This window comes from Pseudoalteromonas porphyrae (assembly GCF_001298125.1).
Classification (GTDB): domain Bacteria; phylum Pseudomonadota; class Gammaproteobacteria; order Enterobacterales; family Alteromonadaceae; genus Pseudoalteromonas; species Pseudoalteromonas neustonica.
Window position 1 is genome coordinate 193,586 of sequence record NZ_LHPH01000005.1, and the last position, 23,205, is coordinate 216,790.

General features: G+C 39.2%; 17 protein-coding genes. 8 read left to right on the plus strand and 9 right to left on the minus strand.

The window, feature by feature from the left end:
• The first annotated feature begins 46 nt into the window (after positions 1-46).
• The 3 genes from ADS77_RS06500 to ADS77_RS06510 all read left to right on the plus strand — a co-directional run bounded on the left by ADS77_RS06500 (position 47) and on the right by ADS77_RS06510 (position 2,270).
• Positions 47-856 carry a glucosaminidase domain-containing protein gene (locus tag ADS77_RS06500; protein WP_054453460.1) on the plus strand — a complete coding sequence of 270 codons (810 nt, stop codon included), beginning with the start codon at positions 47-49 and terminating at the stop codon, positions 854-856.
• Positions 849-1,517 carry a DUF2987 domain-containing protein gene (locus tag ADS77_RS06505; protein WP_054203640.1) on the plus strand — a complete coding sequence of 223 codons (669 nt, stop codon included), beginning with the start codon at positions 849-851 and terminating at the stop codon, positions 1,515-1,517. The genes ADS77_RS06500 and ADS77_RS06505 overlap by 8 nt, the downstream gene beginning before the upstream one ends.
• Positions 1,518-1,793: 276 nt before the next feature.
• The gene (locus ADS77_RS06510) at positions 1,794-2,270 is read left to right on the plus strand and encodes a GreA/GreB family elongation factor (RefSeq protein ID WP_054453462.1); all 477 of its coding nucleotides are present in this window, start codon (positions 1,794-1,796) and stop codon (positions 2,268-2,270) included.
• 123 nt (positions 2,271-2,393) lie between these two features.
• Here the strand turns inward: ADS77_RS06510 and asnB are convergent, their stop codons facing one another.
• The 7 genes from asnB to ADS77_RS06545 form a co-directional block, all read right to left on the minus strand.
• Positions 2,394-4,067: an asparagine synthase B gene (gene asnB, locus ADS77_RS06515; protein WP_054203642.1), complete on the minus strand. Its 1,674-nt coding sequence runs from the start codon at positions 4,065-4,067 to the stop codon at positions 2,394-2,396.
• 154 nt (positions 4,068-4,221) lie between these two features.
• Positions 4,222-4,890: a pyroglutamyl-peptidase I gene (gene pcp, locus ADS77_RS06520; RefSeq protein WP_082355618.1), complete on the minus strand. Its 669-nt coding sequence runs from the start codon at positions 4,888-4,890 to the stop codon at positions 4,222-4,224.
• Positions 4,883-5,908 carry a DUF979 domain-containing protein gene (locus tag ADS77_RS06525; protein WP_054203643.1) on the minus strand — a complete coding sequence of 342 codons (1,026 nt, stop codon included), beginning with the start codon at positions 5,906-5,908 and terminating at the stop codon, positions 4,883-4,885. Before ADS77_RS06525 ends, pcp begins: the two co-directional genes overlap by 8 nt.
• Positions 5,905-6,612: a DUF969 domain-containing protein gene (locus ADS77_RS06530; RefSeq protein ID WP_054203644.1), complete on the minus strand. Its 708-nt coding sequence runs from the start codon at positions 6,610-6,612 to the stop codon at positions 5,905-5,907. Before ADS77_RS06530 ends, ADS77_RS06525 begins: the two co-directional genes overlap by 4 nt.
• Before the next feature lie 10 nt (positions 6,613-6,622).
• Positions 6,623-7,561 (minus strand): biotin-dependent carboxyltransferase family protein, encoded by a 939-nt coding sequence (locus ADS77_RS06535; RefSeq protein WP_054453464.1) that lies wholly within the window; start codon positions 7,559-7,561, stop codon positions 6,623-6,625.
• On the minus strand, positions 7,558-8,223 hold the full coding sequence (pxpB, locus tag ADS77_RS06540; protein ID WP_054203646.1) for a 5-oxoprolinase subunit PxpB: 666 nt from the start codon (positions 8,221-8,223) through the stop codon (positions 7,558-7,560). Before pxpB ends, ADS77_RS06535 begins: the two co-directional genes overlap by 4 nt.
• Positions 8,224-8,409: 186 nt before the next feature.
• The gene (locus ADS77_RS06545) at positions 8,410-9,927 is read right to left on the minus strand and encodes a leucyl aminopeptidase (RefSeq protein ID WP_054203647.1); all 1,518 of its coding nucleotides are present in this window, start codon (positions 9,925-9,927) and stop codon (positions 8,410-8,412) included.
• Positions 9,928-10,100: 173 nt separating this feature from the next.
• On the opposite strand from ADS77_RS06545, the gene msrA reads away from it, so the two are divergent.
• Both msrA and ADS77_RS06555 read left to right on the plus strand, forming a co-directional pair.
• Entirely contained in the window at positions 10,101-11,393 is a 1,293-nt protein-coding gene (gene msrA / locus ADS77_RS06550) for a peptide-methionine (S)-S-oxide reductase MsrA (protein WP_054453467.1), read from the plus strand.
• A 237-nt stretch (positions 11,394-11,630) separates the two neighbouring features.
• Positions 11,631-13,589: a methyl-accepting chemotaxis protein gene (locus ADS77_RS06555; RefSeq protein WP_054453469.1), complete on the plus strand. Its 1,959-nt coding sequence runs from the start codon at positions 11,631-11,633 to the stop codon at positions 13,587-13,589.
• 80 nt (positions 13,590-13,669) lie between these two features.
• Here the strand turns inward: ADS77_RS06555 and ADS77_RS06560 are convergent, their stop codons facing one another.
• Both ADS77_RS06560 and ADS77_RS06565 read right to left on the minus strand, forming a co-directional pair.
• Positions 13,670-14,875, minus strand: a complete 1,206-nt coding sequence (locus tag ADS77_RS06560; protein ID WP_054453471.1) for a putative zinc-binding metallopeptidase — start codon at positions 14,873-14,875, stop codon at positions 13,670-13,672.
• A gap of 65 nt (positions 14,876-14,940) precedes the next feature.
• Positions 14,941-15,780, minus strand: coding sequence for an SHOCT domain-containing protein (locus ADS77_RS06565; protein WP_054453473.1), 840 nt, complete (start codon positions 15,778-15,780; stop codon positions 14,941-14,943).
• A 611-nt stretch (positions 15,781-16,391) separates the two neighbouring features.
• On the opposite strand from ADS77_RS06565, the gene ADS77_RS06570 reads away from it, so the two are divergent.
• The 3 genes from ADS77_RS06570 to ADS77_RS06580 all read left to right on the plus strand — a co-directional run bounded on the left by ADS77_RS06570 (position 16,392) and on the right by ADS77_RS06580 (position 23,196).
• The gene (locus ADS77_RS06570; RefSeq protein WP_082355619.1) at positions 16,392-19,703 is read left to right on the plus strand and encodes a DUF2126 domain-containing protein; all 3,312 of its coding nucleotides are present in this window, start codon (positions 16,392-16,394) and stop codon (positions 19,701-19,703) included.
• A gap of 101 nt (positions 19,704-19,804) precedes the next feature.
• Positions 19,805-22,321: a circularly permuted type 2 ATP-grasp protein gene (locus ADS77_RS06575; RefSeq protein ID WP_054453475.1), complete on the plus strand. Its 2,517-nt coding sequence runs from the start codon at positions 19,805-19,807 to the stop codon at positions 22,319-22,321.
• Positions 22,318-23,196, plus strand: a complete 879-nt coding sequence (locus ADS77_RS06580) for a transglutaminase N-terminal domain-containing protein (RefSeq protein ID WP_054453477.1) — start codon at positions 22,318-22,320, stop codon at positions 23,194-23,196. Before ADS77_RS06575 ends, ADS77_RS06580 begins: the two co-directional genes overlap by 4 nt.
• Positions 23,197-23,205 lie beyond the last annotated feature (9 nt).

Consider the following 23,205-nt stretch of genomic DNA (forward strand, 5'->3'; position numbering starts at 1 on the left):
CATGTGTATTTACCATGCATAACTGCTAGTTTTTTTGAGATGATACATGCTTAAATACGTTTTTCGTTTTCTAATGAGCCTCTTTTTTATCTGGGCATTAAGTTACCCATTTATACAACGTCCAACTTCGCTAAGCGAACCACAAACGACAGCAGAAAAAAAACCTGTCGTTAAGAAAATAGAAAAGCCATTGCATTCGGTAAAATTACCTAAGTTTGACAGCTTCACTGATGTGAAAGAAAAAAAGCATGCTTTTTTCGACTTTATTCGCCCACATATTGAGGCTGAAAATAAAAAAATTCGCCAGCAACGCGCAACATTAGAAATTGCGTTAATGATGTTGCAATACGATGAGCCCCTTAATGAGAAACAAACCAAGCAAGTAAAAGCAATTTTAAATAGCTATAAATTGCCTGACACGATTAATAGTTTGTCTTTAAATCAAGCTCTACGCCGTGTTGATATTATTCCAAAAGAATTGGCACTAATGCAGGCAGCCAACGAATCTGCGTGGGGAACATCACGATTTGCCCGTATTGGATTGAATTTTTTTGGCCAGTGGTGTTACAGTAAAGGCTGTGGCATGGTACCAAGTAGACGTAATGCCGAAGCAAAACATGAAGTTGCAGCATTTAAATCGGTTCGTGCAGCGGTAAACTCATATTTTAAAAATATTAACACGCATGGCGCATATAAAGAATTACGCTCGATTCGTGCTGATTTACGTCGCCAACAAAAACCTGTATCTGCAATAAAGTTAACCTATGGTTTAATATCGTATTCAGAACGAAGAGAAGCATACATTGAGGAATTAAACCAAATGATAAACCAAAACCGAGCGTATTTTGATGAATAAGTTAATGTTCAGCCTTCCCCGTTATATTATTATTACATTCATGCTGTTAGGTACTTTTAGTATTCACGCCAAAGAGTTTGTTGTTTCTTATGATGGCTTTTATGACCGTTTAAAAGTTGTAAACAAAGGGGACTTTCAGTTTGCGCAAGTTAATTTCTATATCACAGACATTGCAACAAATGATGCCTGTTTAATTAAAACTGGGCGTATTATTACTGAGCGACAGGAGTTCCCGTTAAACTACACCGATCAAGCTCAAATGCTATTACCGTTTGATAAACAACTAGATTCTGATAAAGCGGTCGTTGTCATTGAACCACAAAATGACAATCATGATTGCCAATTAAAATTACAAATAGAAGCGCGTGAATTTAACGCAAGCTATTTAAATAAAAAGCATCTTTATCAACTTGATCAAGAGTTTGATGAATTACTATCTAACTTGTCAGGTTTTTTCATTAGTAAATTAATGAGCTTTTTATTACCGGAACAAAAAGGTGTTGTGTTGACGTTTGCAGAACCTATCGTAGTTGCTGATCCTGCCTTTACATGTGAAGGTGTGGTTTGTCATGTCGCTATCTCTGACGAGTGGGAAGGCGATAAAACAGCGTTTAATATCACCGCAACGCTTGTTAGAGTCACTCCTTGGATAGCCAATTAACTATTTTATTAAGCACTGTGTGCAGTGCTTAATTATTTTATCTGCTTAAGCCTCTTTCGTTTAGTATCATATTGATTTTGGTTACTTAAATCATGTAATAAATACCCCTAAAAGATATCAACCAATAATTTACTTAATCTACGAATATCACTAACAGTGCTATTTCGATACAACTAGGTAAGGTATCAGTCATTTTTGTCAATTCAGTTACAACGCACTCAAAGCACGTTAAAATAGAGATATTATTGATTTTTATAGCACGTATGAACACAGACTATGAATAAAGCCCATGTTATAGAACACCTACGTTTTGCTCTTGAAGCGCAATTAACCACAGCGCAAGCCGCGGCTAAAACGGCTCACGATACTGCCACTCACGAAGAAAATGTTGCAGAAAACAAATATGATACGCTGGGGCTTGAAGCAGCGTATTTAGCGCAAGGGCAAGCGCAGCGTGTGAATGAATGCCATATGAGTATTAAAGCGTTCGAAAAAGCCTTTAAAGAACCCTCATCGACGAAGGTGAAAATAGGGTCTTTAGTATGCTTAAGTGATGAAGATGATGTACTTAATTGGTATTTTATCGGGCCTTATTCAGGTGGCTTAAAAGTGACGATTAAAAGCATTTCTGTTTATGTTCTCACACCATTATCGCCGCTTGGTAAAGCCCTATTGAATAAAGAAGTAGGTGATGATGTTTCATTTAGTGCGGGTGAAAAAACACGTTTGTTGTGCGTTGCTTCTATCGCATAAAAAGTTATTGTTTTAGTTAAGTTGAACTATGGCAAGTGGAGACATTACCAGAGTTCAACTTAAATTAAGTCGTAAACAATATACTCAAACCACCTCACATCTTGAGGTGATTTGGGTATATACCTAGCTTTTTTGCGTGTAGGCGTCGTTATGTATACCCGCAGCTCGTCCTGATGGATCTGCATTATTTTGAAATGAAGCATCCCATGCTAGCGCTTCAGGCGTAGAGCAGGCCACTGATTTACCATGAGGCACACACTTAGCGGCTGCGTCTCCCGGAAAATGTGATTCAAAGATAGTCCGGTAAAAATAGGCTTCTTTAGAATCAGGGGTATTTATTGGATATTTAAACTTAGCATTCGCTAAGTCTTGATCGCTCACTTGCTCAGCAACAAACTCTTTTAAGGTATCAATCCAGTTATAGCCTACACCGTCAGAGAATTGTTCCTTTTGACGCCATAGTACTTCGTCAGGTAAATAACCTTCAAAACCTTCACGTAAAATATGTTTTTCGATTTTGCCATTGCCACACATTTTGGCTTCTGGGTTTATTCGCATGGCTACATCAACAAATTCTTTATCAAGAAATGGCACGCGCGCTTCTACGCCCCAAGCTGCCATTGATTTATTAGCACGTAGGCAATCAAACATATGCAGTTTAGATACTTTACGATTTAGCTCTTCATGAAATTCTTGCGCATTAGGTGCTTTATGGAAGTATAAATAACCACCAAATAGTTCATCGGCCCCTTCACCTGAAAGTACCATTTTAATACCCATTGCTTTTATTTGACGTGCCATTAAATACATAGGCGTCGAAGCGCGTATAGTTGTTACGTCGTAGGTTTCAATATGGTAAATAACCTCTTTTAATGCATCTATCCCTTCTTGAATTGTAAAGTGAATAGGGTGATGCACTGTGCCAATCATATCAGCTACTTTTTGTGCAGCCGCTAAATCTGGTGATCCTTCAAGACCAACAGAGAATGAATGTAATTTTGGCCACCATGCATCACTTTCGTCGTTGTCTTCTATGCGTTTTGCGGCAAATCGCTGAGTTATGGCTGAGATCACCGATGAGTCTAATCCACCTGAGAGTAAAACACCGTATGGTACATCGCACATTAATTGGCGCTTAACGGCTGCTTCAAGCGCATCCTTTACGTCTTCTGCTTTTGCGCTATTATTTTTAACTGCGTCGAATGTTTCCCAATCACGTTGGTAATAAGCTGTGAGCGCGCCATCTTTACTCCATAAAAAATGCCCTGGAGGGAATTCTTCTATGTGTTTACAAATAGGTGACAGTGCTTTGAGCTCTGAGGCAACATAAAAATTACCATGTTCATCATGGCCGGTATAAAGCGGGATAATACCAATGTGATCACGGCCAATTAAATAAGCGTCTTGCTCTTCATCGTATAAACAAAAAGCAAAAATTCCGTTTAAATCATCTAAAAAGTCGGGGCCTTTTTGTTTGTATAGCGCAAGAATAACCTCGCAATCTGATTGTGTTTGAAACGTAAAGTCAGTTTCAAGTTGAGCAGCGAGTTCTTTATGATTATAAATTTCACCGTTCACTGCAAGAATATGGGTTTTCTCTGGGTTATATAGTGGCTGCGCTCCACTAGATACACCTACGATAGCTAAACGCTCGTGGACTAAAATCGCTTTGTCAGATGAATAGACACCTGACCAATCAGGGCCGCGATGACGCAGTAATTTTGACATTTCAATTGCTTGACTACGCAATTGTGTGGCATCAGACTTTATGTCTAATACACCAAAAATTGAACACATAGTAACTCCTCATTCCTATCATGTGTGTAGCATAGGTACATTTTCCTAAGCGCTAACCTTTGTTTTAACAGAAACAATTAACTAAGTCACATAGCTTTTACAATATTTAAAGAATAATTTATGCACCACAATGAACTGCAGTGCACCACAATGATCAGTGTGTAGTGCCTGCGGCCACCTTAACGTCTTTTTTTGTACTCAACGCTGCCGTAATCAGTACTTTTAGAGCATTGATGACGGTATCTTCACTCATACTTGGTGCACCGTGGTGGTGCACCGCTTGGCTTGGTAAATACGGTATATGAATAAAGCCGCCTTTGAGCTGCGGTTCATACTCTGCAATATAGTGTAATAAGCCATACATAACATGATTACAGACATACGTACCTGCAGAATTAGAGATAGCAGCCGGGATATGGCTTTTTTGTAAGTCGACGAGCATGCGTTTAATGGGGAAGTTTGTAAAATAAGCCGCTGGAGCATCTTCAATCACTGGTTTATCAATAGGCTGAGTGTTGGCGTTATCTGCAATGCGGGCATCATCAATATTAATGGCAATACGCTCTATGCTTATTTCACTGCGCCCACCTGCTTGACCAACACATAACACTAATACGGGGTGATGCTGTTCTATCGCTTTGTAAAGCACATCTAATGAGCGGTCAAATTCACACGGTAGCTCTAAAGCAATCACTCGATGCTTAGCAATTAAGTCATCGCCTAGTTTATTTACAGCTTGCCATGAGGGATTAATTGATTCGCCACCAAATGGTTCAAAGCCGGTGATAATCACACACGGCATACTCGATGTTAGTTTAGTCATTAAAAATCACCATATACATTAAAATAATATTAACAGTTAACAAGGTCAGTGCAGTGGGTATTTGCACCTTTATAACATGGTATTTGTCTTTTAAGTCGAGCAATGCAGCAGGGATAATATTAAAGTTTGCTGCCATGGGCGTCATTAACGTGCCGCAGTAACCACTGTACATACCAATTGCTACTAATGGTGCAGGGTTAGCGCCGTGACCTTCAATTAGGAATGGCATTGCAATACCTGCGGTCATCACCGGAAATGCGGCAAATGCATTGCCCATTATCATGGTAAATAATGCCATGCCAACACAATACAAAACCACCAACATAAAACGATTTTCGGGTGCAATAAACAAAGTGACTAATTCTTTGATAGAATCGCCTGTTTGCGCCACAATAAATACGCCGCCAAGCATGGCCAACATTTGCGGTAAAATAGCAGCCCAACCAATTGAATCAACCAGTCGGCGAGACTCAGTGATCGCTTCAACAGGGTTACCTCCTGTAATTTTCCAGCCAATTAAAAGTGCAAAAATACAGGCTGCTGTCAAAGACGCTAGCGTTAGATGGCGTTGGTCTAGTAAGTAATAATCACCTATAGCGACCCCATCAAATGATACTGTAAGTAATACAGTGATTACGGGGATCATTAATGCAGGAATAAATAACTTATTGCCAAGACGTGAGGCAGACTCAGTTTGTTGTCGCTCTGTTAGAGGTTTATAACTGCCCATACTAACAAGATTAAACCCTGCCAGAAGAGCAATTAATATTACGCTCACCCCAACTAATAAATAAGTAGTGGCTCCACCTAATATGGCAATAGACAAATCACCAAATAAAAAACTACTTCCGAATAAAAACCAAAATAGTGCTGTAGTGAGTCTTTTCGGGTGGTTTTTATCTTGTAACGTGCGTACGACTAAGAACATTACAATGATACCAATCAATAAATAAATGTTTTCTATGGTAATTATCGCAGTGCTTGAGCTGCTTATATCCGTTGTTGATACTTTACTCATATTGCTTCCTGCTGTTTGTGTGCGGCAACGGCTAAGGCAATTTTTGCTTCTAGGCGAGATAATCTAAATAGGTGAATAATCAGTGCAGCAATAGCCGTAGGGATTGCCCATAAACCGATGTGCAATGGTTCGATACCTGCGATCCCATTTTCTTTTAAAAAAGCATCCATTAAAAGTACTGCGCCAAAAGCAATAAAAATATCTTCACCAAAGAACATTGCAATATTATCAACAGCCGCAGCATGCGCACTGATCATGTCCTTAATTGGTTTTGGTAATTCACCATATTTATTCGTCGCAGCCCCTAATGCCATTGGGGCCAATAATGGGCGAACAGTTTGTGCTTGACCACCAAGGCTTAGTAAGCCAAGTGCAGCAGAGCACTCACGAACAATGAAGTATAAGGCCAATATGCGTGCGCTAGTGGCGCTTTTTATTTTTGCTATCCAATTTTTAGCATGTTGCTGTAGGCCATAACGTTCAAGTAAAGCAATGACGGGTAAGATTAAAATGAAACTAGCAAGCTGACGCGAGTTCATAAATTTCTCACCAAAAGTTTGCAACAAAGTGATGATATCTAAATTAACCGCCCAGCCTGTTGCAATACCAGCGATCGTTACGACCATTAAGGGGTTAAAGCGCAATGCAAAACCTAGCACAACAACTGGTATACCAATGAGTGGCCAAAAATTAAGTTCAAACATACTATAATTCCTACCTCTTTATTTTTAATGTGTTTAGCGCAAGTTTTAATTGTTGCAGATGGGCATTTAATTTTGACTGAGCTTGTGCTGCGACGGCTAAATCTACATAACTAAATTTTACTGTATCACCGGGTTTTAACTGAGCAAACTGATGTAAATCAGCACTAATAACAGTACCCAACAATGGGTATCCTCCCGTTGTTTGCGCATCATTTAAAAGTACTATTGGCTCACCACTGGGCGGAAGTTGAATACTGCCAGGGCCCACAGCTAAAGAAGGGAGCGAACGAATGTGTGTTAAATCACAAGCTTGGTTTGTTAAACGTAAACCCATTCGGTTACTATTAGGGCTTATATGCCATGTTGTTTGGCAAAATGCTGTTAAAGATTGTTCAGTTAGTAAGTGTTTATGTGGACTTGAATGAACTCTAATATGTTGTCTTGCCGCTGGTGAAATTGCCCCTCTTTGTGACCAAATACCATTATAATGGGTTATAGGGATGTGATCTCCAGTTTGTAAGGCGCGACCGGTTAATCCACCAAACTGTGCTGCTACATCTGTCGCGCATGACCCCATTGTAGGACTGCACACTATACCGCCCTTAACAGCTAAATAGGCTCTAAAACCACTTCGAGATGTGGCAAAGCATAATTTTTGGCCCGCTTTTATTTGGTATGTCCACCCAGGTGCCAATGGAGAATTGGCCAATGTGGCTTTCATATCAGCGCCCGTTAATGCGACTACGCAATCGGTTGTAAACGTAAGTTGCGCAAGTCCAAGAGTGATCTCAATGACAGGTGTATTATCGGGGTTGTTAAGTAGTCGGTTTGCGATGATCATGGCATAGGGATCTAAAGCACCTGAACGAGCAACGCCAATATGACGATACCCATTACGGCCTAAATCTTGAATCGTCATTTGCATACCCGGTTTGTTTACTGTGATCATGATGCAATGTCCTTCGCAATAAACTCAATGGTATCGCCTGGGTTGATAATGCTGGGCACGCTTTGGTTTGAATCAAACAAAGTAAAATCAGTATGACCAATAATATGCCAGCCACCAGGGGAGTCAGCTGGATAAACACCCGTTTGATCGGCACCAATTGCAACCGAACCTTTTGGAACATGGGTTCTTGGCTCACTTCGTCGAGGTGTATGTAATTGCGTATCTAAGCCATGTAGGTAAGTAAAACCGGGCTGAAAGCCAAGAAATAAAACCTGATAGTGCACGCTAGAGTGGCGTGCGATAACATCTTCAATGTGCATATTATGAAAACGCGCTACGTGTTCAATATCAGGTCCGTTTTCACCGCCATAACGCGTTATTAGTTTGTGATGGCGTCCTTTAAAGTCCTCCGGTTGGAGTGTTTTCCAGCTATTTAATAATTGCTCTTTTAAATCAATGAATTTAGTTTCATTTGAAAAATAAAGAGTTAAAGAGTTCATTGCCGGGACAATATCAATGCATTGATAGGTTTTTTTGCACTGTGATGCTAAGGCCCAGATACGTTTTTGAATGGCCAGTTTATCGCCAAGTAGGGTAGTGGCGTCAAAAAGTACGCTTGAGTTGCTTAGAATATGGATGGTTGGTTGGTCTTTTTTGTCCATCATTAATTATTTTTATTAGTAGATCATACCAGCAAGCTAGCACACTCGAAGGTAAATGTTTATAACAATACGATTAGCATACTCCTTTTTAAGTACCTGTTAAGTGTATAATTACGAGTCGGCATTACAAATGCATTAAATTTAAACTACGCCAAAAAAACTGGCGCAGTTTAAATAGATAGTTGTTTAGTTATTGAGTAACCATTCAGATAATAAACGCACGCCAAAGCCAGTACCGCCTGGCGATATTTCATCTTTACCTTTTGTAGCTAAAGCATTTCCGGCAATATCTATATGAACCCAACGAGTGTCATCTGCAAAGTGCTGTAAAAAGCTTGCTGCAGTTGTCGCGCCTGGACCACTTGATCCAATATTTTTAAGGTCGGCAATATCAGAGCTTAGAGTATCCTTATAGCCTAGCGGTAAGCGCCATAGGTTTTCGTTTACGTTTTTACCAGCAAAGGTAAGTTGTGACACTAAAGTATCATCATCAGAAAATACTGCGGCGTAATCATTACCCACGGCTCTAATTTTAGAACCCGTTAATGTTGCAACATCAATCATGATTTCTGGCTTGAAGTGTTCGCGTGCATACCACATTGCATCACTTAGAACTAAACGGCCTTCGGCATCGGTATTCACAATTTCTACACTTAAGCCTTCAGCAGTTCTGACGACGTCACCAGGAGCGACTGCAAATTGCGACACCATATTCGCAGCCATACCCATAACAGCAACCACATTTTTATCCGCTTTTGCCAAAGCCATTGCTTTAACAGTGCCTAAAACGGCTGCTGCACCAGCCATATCAGATTTCATACGCGCAATAGACGCACCTGTTTTAATGCTATAGCCGCCAGAGTCAAAGGTGATCCCTTTACCGACCAAAGCAATAGGAGTGTCATTTGAACCTTTATAATGCGCAACAACTAAGCGTGCGCCTTGTTGGCTGCCACGGCCAACGGCTTCTAAGGCACCCATGCCTAGTTCTTTCAATTGCTTAGGTTCTAAAATTGTAATTTCGACACCTAATGATTCAAGTTCTTTTGCGGCATTGGCAAAATCAACAGGGGTCATCTCTGTGGCAACTTCAGATGTTAAATCGCGCGCGAGAAAAACACCCGCCTGAATGCTTTCTAGCACTGTATATTGCTTGCGCGTTTGTTTAGTACTTGCAACATCAATTGTATAGCTAACTGTATTTGTGCTTGGTTTTTGCTTGTATTTTTCAAACCGGTGATCACGTAAGTTAGCACCATGGGCAAAGTTAGCAGCCAGCTCGCTATTATTAACAGCTCCTTTAACACTATCAAAAGCGATAGAGGCCGTCGTTGTTTTGTTAGCGATTAGACGCGCGTGGATGTTGCCACCTAATTTAGCGATAAGTGCTTTATCGAGCTTTTCTTGCTCGCCAGTACCAACGATTAGTACGCGTTTAAAATCACTATTAAAAGGGGCGAGTAGTTCAATAACACTGGCGTATTTACCTGTAAAGCTTTCACTTTCGACAGCGCGTTGCAATTGGTTATTTAATTGTTTATTTGTTGAATTAAACAGTGTGTTTTTGCCATCTTCACTGTAAAAAAGCACTAAAGTTTGGGCTGTATTATCTATTTTTGAAGAAAAATTAAACTCAGCTGCATATGATTGCGTAGAAAGGGAAAGGGCGATTGTTAATGCCGAAGCTTTAAGGATTTTTTTCATGTTTAAACTCAAATAAAATAAAAGCTCTTTTTACCTTATTTAGGTTCATAGGTTAAGTCGGATACGGTGGATATGCAATAAACAGCGATAAAACTATTTAAATAGATGAAATAAATTAGTTCACGTCAAGGTCTCACTTTATGACTGTGGAGTAATACACTAAAAGGTAAAATATGTTGGAACCAAAAAGTTTACTTAGACTAGCAACATTCGCGCTTTTATTCAGTGCTGCGAGTTACGGACTTTCTCTTGAACAAATAAAATCAAGTGATGTACAAGCAACTATGCATTTAGAAAAAATAGTACTTGGATCTGGATGTTTCTGGGGGGCGGAAAAACGGTATGAAGCATTACCAGGCGTGATCGATGCTGAATCCGGTTACGCAGATGGTAAAGGCTTTAAAGCGACGTATCGTAATATCACAGCACATTCCCGTCGACTTGATGAACATAATTATGCGGAAGTGGTACAGGTAACTTATAACAGCAATATTATAAGTGTAGATACACTCCTTAAAAACTACTTTGAAAGCCACGATCCAACACAAAAAAACCGTCAAGGTAATGATGTTGGTACGCAGTATCGTTCAATTGTATTAACCACAACACAGCAACAAGTAACTGTTGCAAATGCCTTAAAGACGAAATACCAAGCCAAGTTAACAAATGCAGGTTTTGGGGTTATAAAAACGATAGTCAAACCATTAGCAGAATTCTTTCCAGCAGAAGAATATCATCAAAATTACTTGGCAAAAAACCCAAATGGCTATTGCCCAGATCATTCAACAGGCGTTGTGTTTGACAAAACGGCCGATGAAAATATTGACAATTCGACTTTATTAAAAGGAAAACAGATAGTCATTATTGATTCGCGCAGCTATTGCCCATACTGTGAAAAACTGAAAAAAGACGTGTTAAATGATTATCAAGGAACAATTGCTTTAACGTTTAGAAAAGCCGATCAACTTTCTGGACTTACTATAAAGTCAGCGACATGGGCTACACCGACCATTTTGTTTCTCGAAAATGGAAAAGAAGTGTACGCTCGCCAAGGGTATGTCACTAAAGAGGAGTTTTATAAAGCATTAGGTGCGTTTAAACTAGGCGATAGTGAAGCATATCGTGTTGCCTTTAGTGCTCGTACCGACAGCCCATTTTGCAAACAATACGATATATTTAAAAACACGCCCGATGGTCAGTTTGTTGATAAGCTAAGCGGGGCGCCTTTATTTGATACAGATGATCGATTTACTTCAGGCACAGGGTGGCTATCATTTACTAATCCGATAGGTGAGAGTGTGACAATGCACGAAGATAACAGTTATGGTATGCAGCGTATTGAGATACGTTCAAAGTCAACAGGCATACATCTTGGCCATGTATTTCCTGGTGAAGGGCCAAAGGGAGAAGATAGGTATTGTATTAATGCCACCGTGTTGGAATTTGTGCCTCGAAAAAATAGTTAAAATTAACTCACGACTACAAAGGTTATATTGATTACTATAATAATTTATAGCCTTTATGAGTTTGCAAAGTCGTACATTTAAGTTACATACAGCAGTTAATACTATTTATTTTTGATTGAAATCATAACTTATTGTTATATTTAGTTTTAGTAATGCACTATAGGAAAATTCCTATTGGCATTTTTCAAAAATACGCCTAAAGTTTAAATATCTGTGTTATTTAATCGTTAGGCCTTTATGATTGTTTATATAAAAAATATRAGATTAGCCTCTCAGCTGCGTGGTTCATTCTTTTTTTTACTTGTTCTTTTGGCTGTAGTGGCTGGGTTTAGCCTTTATGGTTTTACAAAAAGCCAGCAAGGATTTGTTGATTATAGGCAACTTGCTATAGAAACAAATTTAGCAGGGCGTTTACAAGCTAATCTACTTTATACACGTTTGAATGTTTTAAAATACATCAAAGAAGACGACCCTGAAACCCTTAAAGAATATACACGCCGATTAGATCTTGTTGAGCAGTTTTTGAGAGAAATAAAAACCGCTTCGAATGATCCAACTCGTTTAAAGTTGATAGAGGAATCATCGCAACTTACTCAAAATTATAAATCAAACTTTATAAAAGTAGTTCAGTTAATTAAAGATAGAAATAAGATAGTGTCTGAAGATTTAGATCCCGCAGGAAAAGCAATGCGTATTAGCATCTCAGCTTTATTTAATCAAATTAGTAAGAATACTGATTACGACGATGCTCAATTGCTCTCACAAGTACAAGAATCACTTTTACTTGGTCGGTTATATGTAACTAAATTTTTGGTTTCAAACAAACACTCTGATATCGAACGGGCTGAGCAAGAGCTTGCTAAAACAAGTTCTTACATAGATAAATTGCTTAAAGGAACACTTAATACAGATTCAAGTCTGGAGAATGTAAAAACAAATTTAGCAAAGTATTTAAATGCCTTAAAAAATATAGAGCAAACAATTATCACGCGTAACGATATTATTAATAACAAACTAAATAAGATTGGCCCTAGTATCGCTGATAATTTAGAAAGCGTGAAGTTATCAGTTAAAAATGAGCAAGATGAACTTGGCCCGAAGGTACAAAAGAACAGTGAAATGATGATTTATATCGTTAAGATAGTATCGATATCCGCGCTATTTTTAGGCTTATTATTCGCGGTCACATTACCTAAAATGATCCGCAGACCTATTGGTGGAGAGCCTAAGGAAATAGCAGCTGTTACAGAGAGAATTGCTAAAGGTGACTTAACAGAAAAATTCGAACACCAAGAAGATGCGACAGGTATATTTAAATCTATCATTTATATGTCTAATAGTTTGAAAAGTGTTATTTCACGCATCGTTACTAATGGAGACTCAATCAGCGAAGCGGCAATTACTTCGAGTCAAATTGCGCAAAATACCAATAATGTCGTTAATGAACAACGAGAGCGAACGTCACAAATTGCAACCGCAATTAATGAAATGGCTTACAGCATCCAAGAGGTTGTTAAGCTATCAACGAATTCAGCAAGTTCTGCAAATGAAGCTAAAAAAGCTGCAGAGACAGGCCTTACAGTTATTGATTCAACGGTAGGTGCTATAAACCGTTTGGCAGAAACAATTGAAAATGCCATGAAAGATATCAATAAACTGGAACAAAGCAGCCATGATATTGGCGCTGTTGTTGAGGTTATTAGAAATATTTCTGAACAAACAAACCTACTAGCGTTAAATGCCGCAATTGAAGCCGCGCGAGCGGGTGAACAAGGCAGGGGCTTCTCAGTCGTTGCTGATGAAGTTCGAAATTTAGCCCAACGTACGCAAGAATCAACCAACGAAATTCAAACAATGATTGAAGCACTACAAGCAGGAACAAATACCGCCGTAAGTAGTATGTCTACCAGCAGTGATGAAGCACATCGCACCGTTGAGTTATCAGGGCAAACACGCCAACAACTAGATGGTATTTTATCCATGATCAGTGATATTAATGATATGAATAACCAAGTTGCTGTTGCAGTAGAAGAGCAGTCAACCGTTTGTGAGGATATCAATCAAAATATTACTGGGATATCAGAGTCATCAGATGCGTCGTCTCAAAGTGCTACTGAAGCGGCAATGGCGAGTGAGAAAATGGCTGAACTAGCGCATGCACTACAAATGATAGCGAAAGAGTTTAAAATTAGCTAAACCCAAATTAAACTCATTAATTATGAAATAAGCACACCCTTTTAGGTGTGCTTTTCCTTTTAAAATAAGGCGTTACTAAATCATGATTTTGCTGCTGAAATCTCGTTTTCGCTACTAGTCTTTACTTCTACATTTAAGTCTGGCATCAAATTTAGCCTATTATGAATGGCGTGATGAATGAAAGCTAACTTAGTACGTACCGCTTGAGTTAATACAAATGGATAGGCGTCGGCGAGGCCCATACTACGATTTAATGAATTTAGAATAACTGAAAACTCCATCCACGCATCTAAAATAGTGTCAATTGATGTTTGAGTATAAAAATAGCGTGCGTTTTGGGGTAATTGTAATTCGTCGGTATCTTCAACATCAGACTCATTGCCTGTTGTTGAGCCAGTAATAGAGAAGTTTTTTGCTGTTTCTAATGTATCGATAATATGCATGTAATGCGCCCATGTTTCAGCCCAATCTTCGTATGGGTGCATGGTGGCATATTCACTGATAAAACTCTCATGCCAATTAGCAGGTGCGCCTTGTTTATAATGTGTATCAAGTGCCTGTTGATAATCTAACTCATCATCACCAAAGTACTGTTTACACAAAGCATGTTTGATTGGGCAATGTATAATTAATTGATCAAAATAATAATGACCAAGTTCATGGCGAAAATGACCAAGTAATGTACGGTAATGCTCGCCCATCGCCATTTTAGTGTGTGATCGCGCTACATCATCGGCTTCAGCTAAGTTTATTGTGATGTGACCATCGTTATGCCCAGTAAACACGGTTTCTTGACCTACAATAGGGCTAACAAAGTGATCGTTTACATTTCGATCTGTAATAAAATCAAAACTTAATCCGCCCTCGGGAACTTGAGTTATAGTGTTAAGTGGCAGTGATAATGACTTTAATGTGTACAGGGCTCGGCGCTTCGCGGTCTCCATTTTTTTCCACAGGGGGATATGGTCAACAATACTTAAATCGGGCACCGTTTCGTTAAAGCGACACGCAAAACACAATACTTCATCTTTATCTGCAACAGGCACAAATGTACTTAAATTCACCATACCGTTACACACTTTGAATTGGGCATTATTATCACATTTTTTATAATGGACTTCTGGGCTTTCAGATTTATAAAATAGCCCTGATGCTTCATCAAGCTCATAAGGCTCGACTTGCTCAAACTCATCATCAATTCCCACTGTTTTGCCGCACGCTAAGCAGTGACTACTTTCAAAAAATAAAATGAGCTCTTCTTTGCAATTACATTTAAATGTTTTCATATTTTTTACCAAAATTAAATAAACTGCTATGAGGTTATCTTCATAGCGTATTAATACCTGATTTATTAGAGCCTTTTTAATAGCTCTGATTTTTTGGAATTAAACTCTTCATCGCTCAGTGCATTAGAGTCACGTAATTGCGCAAGTTTTTCTATAATTTGTAACGTCTCGTTTGTTGAGTACTGCGGATGTGTATTCACAGGAGCGTCCACATTATTTACTGATGCAGGTATAGAGTTTTGCTCTACTACTTGTTGTGTAGAGTGCGCAGCTTGTTGTGTAGAGTGCGCAGCTTGTTGTGTAGAGTGCGCTGCTTGTTGTGTAGATTGCGCAGCAACGTCCTGCTGAGCAGCGCTAGGCTGTATCCCTGATATTAATGGTAATGTATCCACATTAATGGTTCCCCACTGGCTACTAAATGTGAGCGATGTATTGCTACCTTGTTGCTGACTGACGCCACCAATATTGTGATCTAGCGTGTCGTATACACTCACAAGTCCATTGAGTTCAACGGCTAGTCGGTTAGGGAATATAGCGTAGCGAATATTATTTTGCGCGCCGCTACTAAATGGGCTCCCCAAATCACCTGGCCACCATTGATTACTACCAGGAGTCCCTGCAGGAATAGTTGGAAATACTTGATTGCTACTTAGAACATTTGAAAGTTCATTACACAAGTTATCGACAGTTGATTTGAGGCCATAATTAAACATATCGCCAACCATTGTCATCCCACCGCGCATCCATTGGCCAGAGCCACCGAGTTCAGGACTATTAAATTGTGCCATTGATCCTCCACCATTATTCACTGCAATAAGCATGTGAAGTACCGCATTTTGGCTAAGGCCATAACGAGAGGCGATACCGTTAACTAAATTATGACCGACATCTGTTAGCTGTTGCATACGAAAATATCCTATTGGTAAATTGGTTTGTTTTAAATATGAATAGAAATGGTAATGCACGCTTTAGCCTAGGCGTGGGTGATAACAAAACTAACACCTTGAAAATAAAACAGCTTGTTTTATTTTACTGGGCTTGTTAACTTTGATGTAACGTAAGTGATTAAAAATCGATCCACTATAACATTGTTATAGAATTTACTCGCAGCTTTATTATGAACTATTTTTTTAGTTTTATTATAGATAGATATGCAATGATTAGTCATGCCTATTTTGCTCGAATAGCAGTTGAAGTGTTTCGTTTTTTTATTGCTTAATTATCTATAAAATCGATTAAGTTGCTGATTTAAAATTAATAACTCTCCATTAGTGTGCGGACCTTACGATTGAAAATGATAATTGCAATATCAAAAAAATTACAAATATATTTAATTAACGTGTCTTCCTATTAATTAGGCCAAAATGATAATTGCATAGTCTGTGTTTTTAAGTGGCTATGTATATAAAGTACAAAACTGGTAAGTGTACTTATACAAGAATTACTGAATGAAATTAGGCCAAGTCATATTTATATGCGCTATGTTATGACTATACATTATAAAAGGGATTAATAGATGACGATTACAGTTGGTATTTCGCACCATACTCAGTACAAATACGATCGGTCAGTCAATATGGGACCGCATATATTTCGCCTTCGCCCGGCGCCTCATAGCCGAACTAAAATTAAAAGTTATTCAATAAAAATAGTACCAGAAGATCACTACATAAATTGGCAGCAAGATCCTTTTGGAAACTACCAAGCAAGAGTTGTGTTTAATAAACCGACCGCAGAGTTCAGTTTTACAGTTGATTTAGTCGCTGAAATGACTGTAATTAATCCATTTGATTTCTTTTTGGAAGATTACGCAGAAGAGTTCCCATTTGTATATGATGCGGTTTCAAAATCTGAATTGGCTCCCTATCTTAAAAAACGTAAAGCCAGCCCAAAATTTTTAGAATTAATTAACTCTTTGCAGCCTAAAGAACCGTTAAGAAGCGTTGATTATCTAGTGGCCATTAATCAGGCTATATATAATTTAGTCGGTTATGGCATTCGTTTAGAGCCCGGCGTACAAACAGCAAATGAAACAATCACTAAACAAACTGGTTCATGCCGTGATTCTGCTTGGTTACTTGTGCAATTGTTTCGTCACCTAGGGCTCGCGTCTCGGTTTGTATCGGGATACTTAGTGCAATTAACTTCAGATCAAAAATCATTAGATGGGCCAAGTGGTCCCGAAGAAGATTTTACAGATTTACATGCCTGGACTGAAGTGTATATTCCGGGTGCAGGTTGGATAGGACTTGATCCTACATCAGGCTTGTTTGCAGGTGAAGGACATATACCGCTTGCTTGCACGCCTGAGCCAAGCTCAGCTGCCCCAGTTACTGGCGGCATTGACGATTGTAAATCAGAATTTAGTTTCTACAACAAAGTAACGCGTGTTCATGAAGACCCTCGAGTAACTAAACCATATTCTGAGGCGCAATGGGCTGCAATTAATCGCTTAGGTCAGCATGTTGATAATGTTTACCAAGAAGAAGACATACATCTTACTATGGGGGGCGAGCCGACATTTATTTCTATCGATGATATGGAGCATCCCCAGTGGAACACAGACGCAGATGGCAAAGAAAAGCGTGTCCTTGCGCAAAACCTATTTGTAGAAATGAACAAGGTTTACACAAAAGGCGGCTTTACGCATTATGGACAAGGAAAATGGTATCCAGGTGAACCTTTACCGCGTTGGCAGTATGCGTGTTATTGGCGCAAAGATGGTGAGCCACTCTGGCAAGATGCAACATTATTAGCGGATCCTAATAAAGACTATAAATACGATCATACAGATACCAAAAAATTCGCCGACACATTATGTGAATCACTGGGATTAGATAATAAAGCACTCACCACGGCCTATGAAGATATTTTGTATCATATGTGGCAAGAGGCTTCTCTACCAACAGAGATAAAACCTGATCAACCTGAGTTACTTAATGCTATGAGCCGAAAAGGCTTTTTAGCAAAAATGGATAAAGGCATTGAAAAGCCTGTCGGGTATGTGCTTCCTTTGAAGTGGAATGACAGTAAAAATTGTTGGCAATCTTGTACATGGGAATTTAAGCGTGGTCACTGCTTTTTATTACCGGGTGAATCACCGCTAGGCTACCGTCTACCTTTAGATAGCCTTGATTGGAGTGGCAATATAATTGATCGCGACCCATTTGATATACCAGACACCTTTAGCAAGCCTAAAAAGCTTAAAAAGGGATTTATTGGTCAAGAAATGGTAAAAACTGCGCTTGTCATGGAAGTAAGAGAGGGGCGATTATACCTGTTCATGCCGCCAACAAGTCATTTTGAACATTATATGGGACTATTAAACAGTATAGAAGCTGTTGCTAAAAAATTGAAAATGCCTTTAGTCATAGAAGGTTATAGTCCACCTAAAGATAGTCGTGTTGAGAAATATGCGGTAACGCCAGACCCCGGTGTTATTGAGGTTAATATTCATCCATCTACATCGTGGGATCAATTAGTTGACCGCACAACCACCTTATATGGCTTAGCAAAAGAATGCCGGTTAGGAACAGACAAATTTATGGCGGATGGTCGTCATACCGGAACCGGTGGCGGTAACCATGTCACTCTCGGTGGTGAAACGCCTGAACAAAGTCCGTTCTTACGTCGGCCTGATATTTTAAGAAGCTTTATTACCTATTGGCAGCACCACCCTGGTTTATCGTATCTATTTTCAGGTTTATTTATTGGGCCTACAAGCCAAGCACCTCGCGTAGATGAAGCCAGAGATGAAGTACTTTATGAGCTTGAAATTGCTTTCTCTCATATGCCAGAAGGGGAAGTGCCAGAACCTTGGCTAGTCGATAGATTACTTCGTAATTTATTAGTCGACCTAACGGGTAATACACATCGTGCAGAATTTTGTATTGATAAATTATATTCACCTGACTCAGCAACTGGGCGTTTAGGTATTGTTGAGTTTAGGGGCTTTGAAATGCCACCGCATTCACAAATGAGCCTAGTACAAATGCTATTGCTACGAACTTTGCTTGCATGGTTTTGGAAAAAGCCTTATCACAAGCCATTAATTCGTTGGGGTACAGAATTACACGATAAATTTTTATTACCACAATATGTTGAGAACGATTTAGCAGAAGTAAGTCGTGATCTACAACAAGCTGGTTTTCAATTTCAATTAAGTTGGCTTAACCCATTTTTCGAGTTTAGGTTCCCTGTTTGTGGTACGCGTGAGCTTGATAACGTCACACTCGAATTACGAACAGCTATCGAACCTTGGCATGTACTGGGTGAAGAGGCGAGTGCCTCGGGTACAGCACGCTATGTTGATTCCTCACTTGAGCGAGTACAAATAAAAGTACAAGGGACAATGAGTGACCGCTATATCGTCAGTTGTAACGGCCGAAGAGTGCCATTGCGACCCGTAAAAGGAAAAGCAAAAGATGAAATGGTCGCTGGGATCCGATATAGAGCATGGCAGCCACCCACAGCTCTTCACCCTACAATAGGTGTTCATGCACCCTTGGTATTTGATCTGATTGATACATGGGAAGGACGTTCTGTTGGCGGTTTTGTATACCATGTAAGTCATGCTGGTGGTCGTAACCCTGAAACGCTTCCGGTTAACGCATTTGAGGCTGAAGGGCGCCGCGTTGCCAGGTTTTGGGAGCATGGTCATACACCATCGTTATTGGCATCTACAGAGCCTAGCTGGAGTCCTTCTGCGGTTACACATAGCTTTCAAGCTGTGCAAAATGTGAATGAATACGTAGTACCAGATGAGGAAAGTATGAATTCGGATTATCCAAATACATTAGACTTACGCAGGCAGCCAAGCTTTAAATAAGCATAGATAGTTGTTGGGAATATGCCGTTTTACTGTGTATTTCACATTGTAAAACGGCGCATTGATGTTGGCTAATTACTATAAATTGGAGCACGTTCAGCTTGTATATAAATACAAATACGATGCCAGAGTTGCCTAGCTGGTTATCTTTATATCTTAATAAAACACATGTTCATGATGAACTTGCAAATCACAGTGGCTCAAACCCAGCGCATTGGGATACCTTGTTTAACCGCTTAGCAAGTTTAACAGCGGATGATGTAAATAGTCGTGCCATTGAAATTAGGCAGCTACTTCAAAATGGTAATATAAAAAACGAAAGTAATAAGCAATGGCATTTTGACCCATTGCCTTTTATGTTATCAAAATCGGATTGGGCAATACTTGAAGAAGGCATTAAACAACGAACCCGTTTATTAAATCTAATACAGCAAGATATCTACGGCGATCAAACACTTCTCGTTGATGGGCATATTCCAGCACAGCAATTATTTCAGGATCCAAATTATTTACGTGAAGGTTTTAGTTTACCAAGTAATGAGTTATCTCTTTTCTTTACGGCGCTTGATGTTTACCGAACATCCGCGGGTGAATTTAAAGTACTTGCCGATCATTGTCAGTGCCCATTAGGTTTAGGCTTGCTACTTAAAAATCGTATTATCGCAAGACGTGTAATGGCCGAAGAGTTTGCCGATTGCAACGTTCAGCAAATCAAAGAGTTTTTAAATCTATTTCAAGAAGGGATTGATGAATATACCCATTATATGGATGACCCACGGATCGTCATTCTTACACAAGGGATCGACGATCCTAACTACAATGAACACGCTTTTCTCTCTACTTATTTTGGCTACACATTAGTACAAAGCGCCGATCTTACTGTGCGTGGTGGGGAAGTGTGTTTAAAGTCGTTGCAAGGGCTGGGGAAAGTAAATGTTATTTTGCGTTGGGTTACAGACCGTAGTATTGACTCATTAGAGCAAACAGAATATTCACTGCATGGTATTCCTGGTTTACTACAGGCAGTACGAGAAGGATCGGTTAAGGTATTAAATCCTTTTGGTAGCGGCGTATTATCGTCTTCTTCTATCAAGAGTCATCTAGCAGATTTATCACAGCACCTTCTAAAGCAGCCATTGTTACTTGGAGAGCCTAATTACTATAGTGTCTTAGAGGCTAAAAAATTATCATGGGATAATCTTGAACTGTTGTGTCATTTAAACCCGAAACTAAAGTTAGACGGGGTGCTTGATGAGCAGGAAATTAAATTACTTATTAGTAATGATCCTGATAATTATTTTTTCCAAGAAAAACCATTGTTTAGCAGTGCGCCATTTTGGCATGATGGTCAGCTAGTTGCTAGACCGGTTGTATTTCGCTGTTATGCATTAACAACAGAAAATGGCATAGAGGTTTTACCCTCAGCATTATGTTTTTCTAACGAAACAAGCAGTGATCCACACGTCTCAGGTTGGATAAAAGATACGTGGATAAATACCGCCGATCGCATTGAGGCCAGTGAGCATAATATTGCCCCGATCAGAAAAAGAATGGACGTCACTTTATTAGAAGGCGTGGTCTCAAGTCGTACGGCAGAGCATCTATTCTGGCTAGGCAGGTACTTAGAGCGATGTGAAAATACCATTCGTATTTTACGTATTTTTATCGATAAATACACTGAGCTTTCTATTTATCCCGATTTAATAAGGCAAAATATTGTAGCGAGACTTTTGAATGCGATTAATCTGCAATATATCGTGTATCCGTATATTGAACCTGATTTAACACGTGAGCTACCTGATGTTAGCTTTTCCAAAGAAGCCGCATTTAAACTGTTAGCAGATGAGCAATGCGCAGGCAGTATTGTTAATACACTCAAGTATATCGCCAATGCATCTGTACAAATACAAGAGCTATTATCTCATGATAGTCGGCGAATTATAGACAGCATTAATGATCAAATTAAAATATTTAAGAATATTAACCTCAACGTGCCAACTCGCGCTATGCAAAGTAGCTTAGACAACGTTATTGGTACGATTATGGCGTTTAATGGTTCTATCACCGATTGTATGCCAAATAGTAATGGCTGGTTTTTATTAGAAATGGGGCGACGAGTTGAACGAAGCATGCAAATAACATCGTTAAGTGCAGCTTTGTTAACTCAAGAATTAGAAGAGCCAGAAGAACTCGGTTTGCTTGAAGTTGCGCTAAGCTGCCAAGTGAGTTTAATTACGCATAAGCGTCGTTATAGAGTGTATCAAACCATTGGTACTGGGTTGGAGTTATTACTTTTAGATGCGGAGTATCCGCGTTCAATATTATTTCAATTAGAGCAAATTCATCAGCTGTGTATTCATTTACCTAATAAGCGACGTCAAGGAGTAATTGCGGCACATGAAAAAGCTATATTATTATCTAAAACAAGTTGTTATGTAACTGAAAAAGATTACTTACAAAAAAGTGATGGTGGGTTGCGTAAGCAATTAATAGAATTTAATCATAACACGCGGATGAATTTAGAAACGTTTTGCGATGTGTTGTTACTGCAATATTTTTCACATACTCAGACCGCAAACAAATTAAACTGGACTAATATTGAGCAAGCTCAATCGTGAAATATAAAATAAAACATTCAACAACCTATAACTATGCTGACTATGTCAGTTTATGTCAAAACCAAGCCCGATTAACACCAAAAACAAACCGTGGGCAAATATGCCACAGTAGTCGTATTGAAATTGAACCAACACCCAATTACATACGATCATTTAGTGATTACTTTAATAACCAAGTAACCGCATTTGAAATAGCAATACAGCATAAAAAACTCAAAGTAACTATGATTAGTGAGGTTGAGTTGTTAATCGATGCGAACGACAATTTAAAACGAGTAGACGTCCCATGGCAAGATGTACGTAATTTATTGGCTAAGCCAAATACTACTGAGCTGTTAAAAACCTCTGAGTTTGTATTACCCTCAGGGCTTATTCCTATTGATGATGGCATAAAAGACTATGCATTAATCTCGTTTAAGCCTGAAGTAACAATTATTGCCGCATGTAAAGATTTGATGGCAAGGATTTTTCATGAGTTTCATTATGATCCTGGTTTTACAACCATTAGCACCCCGTTGAGTGTTGTTTTTTCACAAAAAAGAGGCGTTTGCCAAGACTTTGCGCACTTTGCAATTGCGTGCTTGCGCAGTATTGGTTTAGCTGGAAGGTACGTCAGTGGGTATATTGAAACGATGCCGCCAGAGGGAGAAGTGAAATTAGAGGGAGCAGATGCGACTCATGCTTGGTTTGGCGTGTTTATCCCAAATATTGGCTGGGTTGATTTTGATCCTACTAACAATGTATTGCCATGCGATCAGCATATTACGCTCGCTGTAGGGCGAGATTTTTCTGATGTGACTCCTCTCAAAGGAGTCGTGTTTGGCGGCGGTAGTCAGCTGCTGGACGTAGCTGTGGATATGATTCGATTAGAATAAATTAAATAA

Bases quoted from the DNA above. Each gene is read 5' to 3' on its own strand.
- ADS77_RS06535 (WP_054453464.1), bottom strand. From the start codon at position 7,561: ATGATCACAGTAAACAAACCGGGTATGCAAATGACGATTCAAGATTTA.
- msrA (WP_054453467.1), top strand. From the start codon at position 10,101: ATGTTGGAACCAAAAAGTTTACTTAGACTAGCAACATTCGCGCTTTTA.
- ADS77_RS06510 (WP_054453462.1), top strand. From the start codon at position 1,794: ATGAATAAAGCCCATGTTATAGAACACCTACGTTTTGCTCTTGAAGCG.
- ADS77_RS06505 (WP_054203640.1), top strand. From the start codon at position 849: ATGAATAAGTTAATGTTCAGCCTTCCCCGTTATATTATTATTACATTC.
- ADS77_RS06530 (WP_054203644.1), bottom strand. From the start codon at position 6,612: ATGTTTGAACTTAATTTTTGGCCACTCATTGGTATACCAGTTGTTGTG.
- ADS77_RS06565 (WP_054453473.1), bottom strand. From the start codon at position 15,780: ATGCAACAGCTAACAGATGTCGGTCATAATTTAGTTAACGGTATCGCC.
- ADS77_RS06570 (WP_082355619.1), top strand. From the start codon at position 16,392: ATGACGATTACAGTTGGTATTTCGCACCATACTCAGTACAAATACGAT.
- asnB (WP_054203642.1), bottom strand. From the start codon at position 4,067: ATGTGTTCAATTTTTGGTGTATTAGACATAAAGTCTGATGCCACACAA.
- ADS77_RS06500 (WP_054453460.1), top strand. From the start codon at position 47: ATGCTTAAATACGTTTTTCGTTTTCTAATGAGCCTCTTTTTTATCTGG.
- pxpB (WP_054203646.1), bottom strand. From the start codon at position 8,223: ATGGACAAAAAAGACCAACCAACCATCCATATTCTAAGCAACTCAAGC.
- ADS77_RS06560 (WP_054453471.1), bottom strand. From the start codon at position 14,875: ATGAAAACATTTAAATGTAATTGCAAAGAAGAGCTCATTTTATTTTTT.
- pcp (WP_082355618.1), bottom strand. From the start codon at position 4,890: ATGACTAAACTAACATCGAGTATGCCGTGTGTGATTATCACCGGCTTT.
- ADS77_RS06525 (WP_054203643.1), bottom strand. From the start codon at position 5,908: ATGAGTAAAGTATCAACAACGGATATAAGCAGCTCAAGCACTGCGATA.
- ADS77_RS06545 (WP_054203647.1), bottom strand. From the start codon at position 9,927: ATGAAAAAAATCCTTAAAGCTTCGGCATTAACAATCGCCCTTTCCCTT.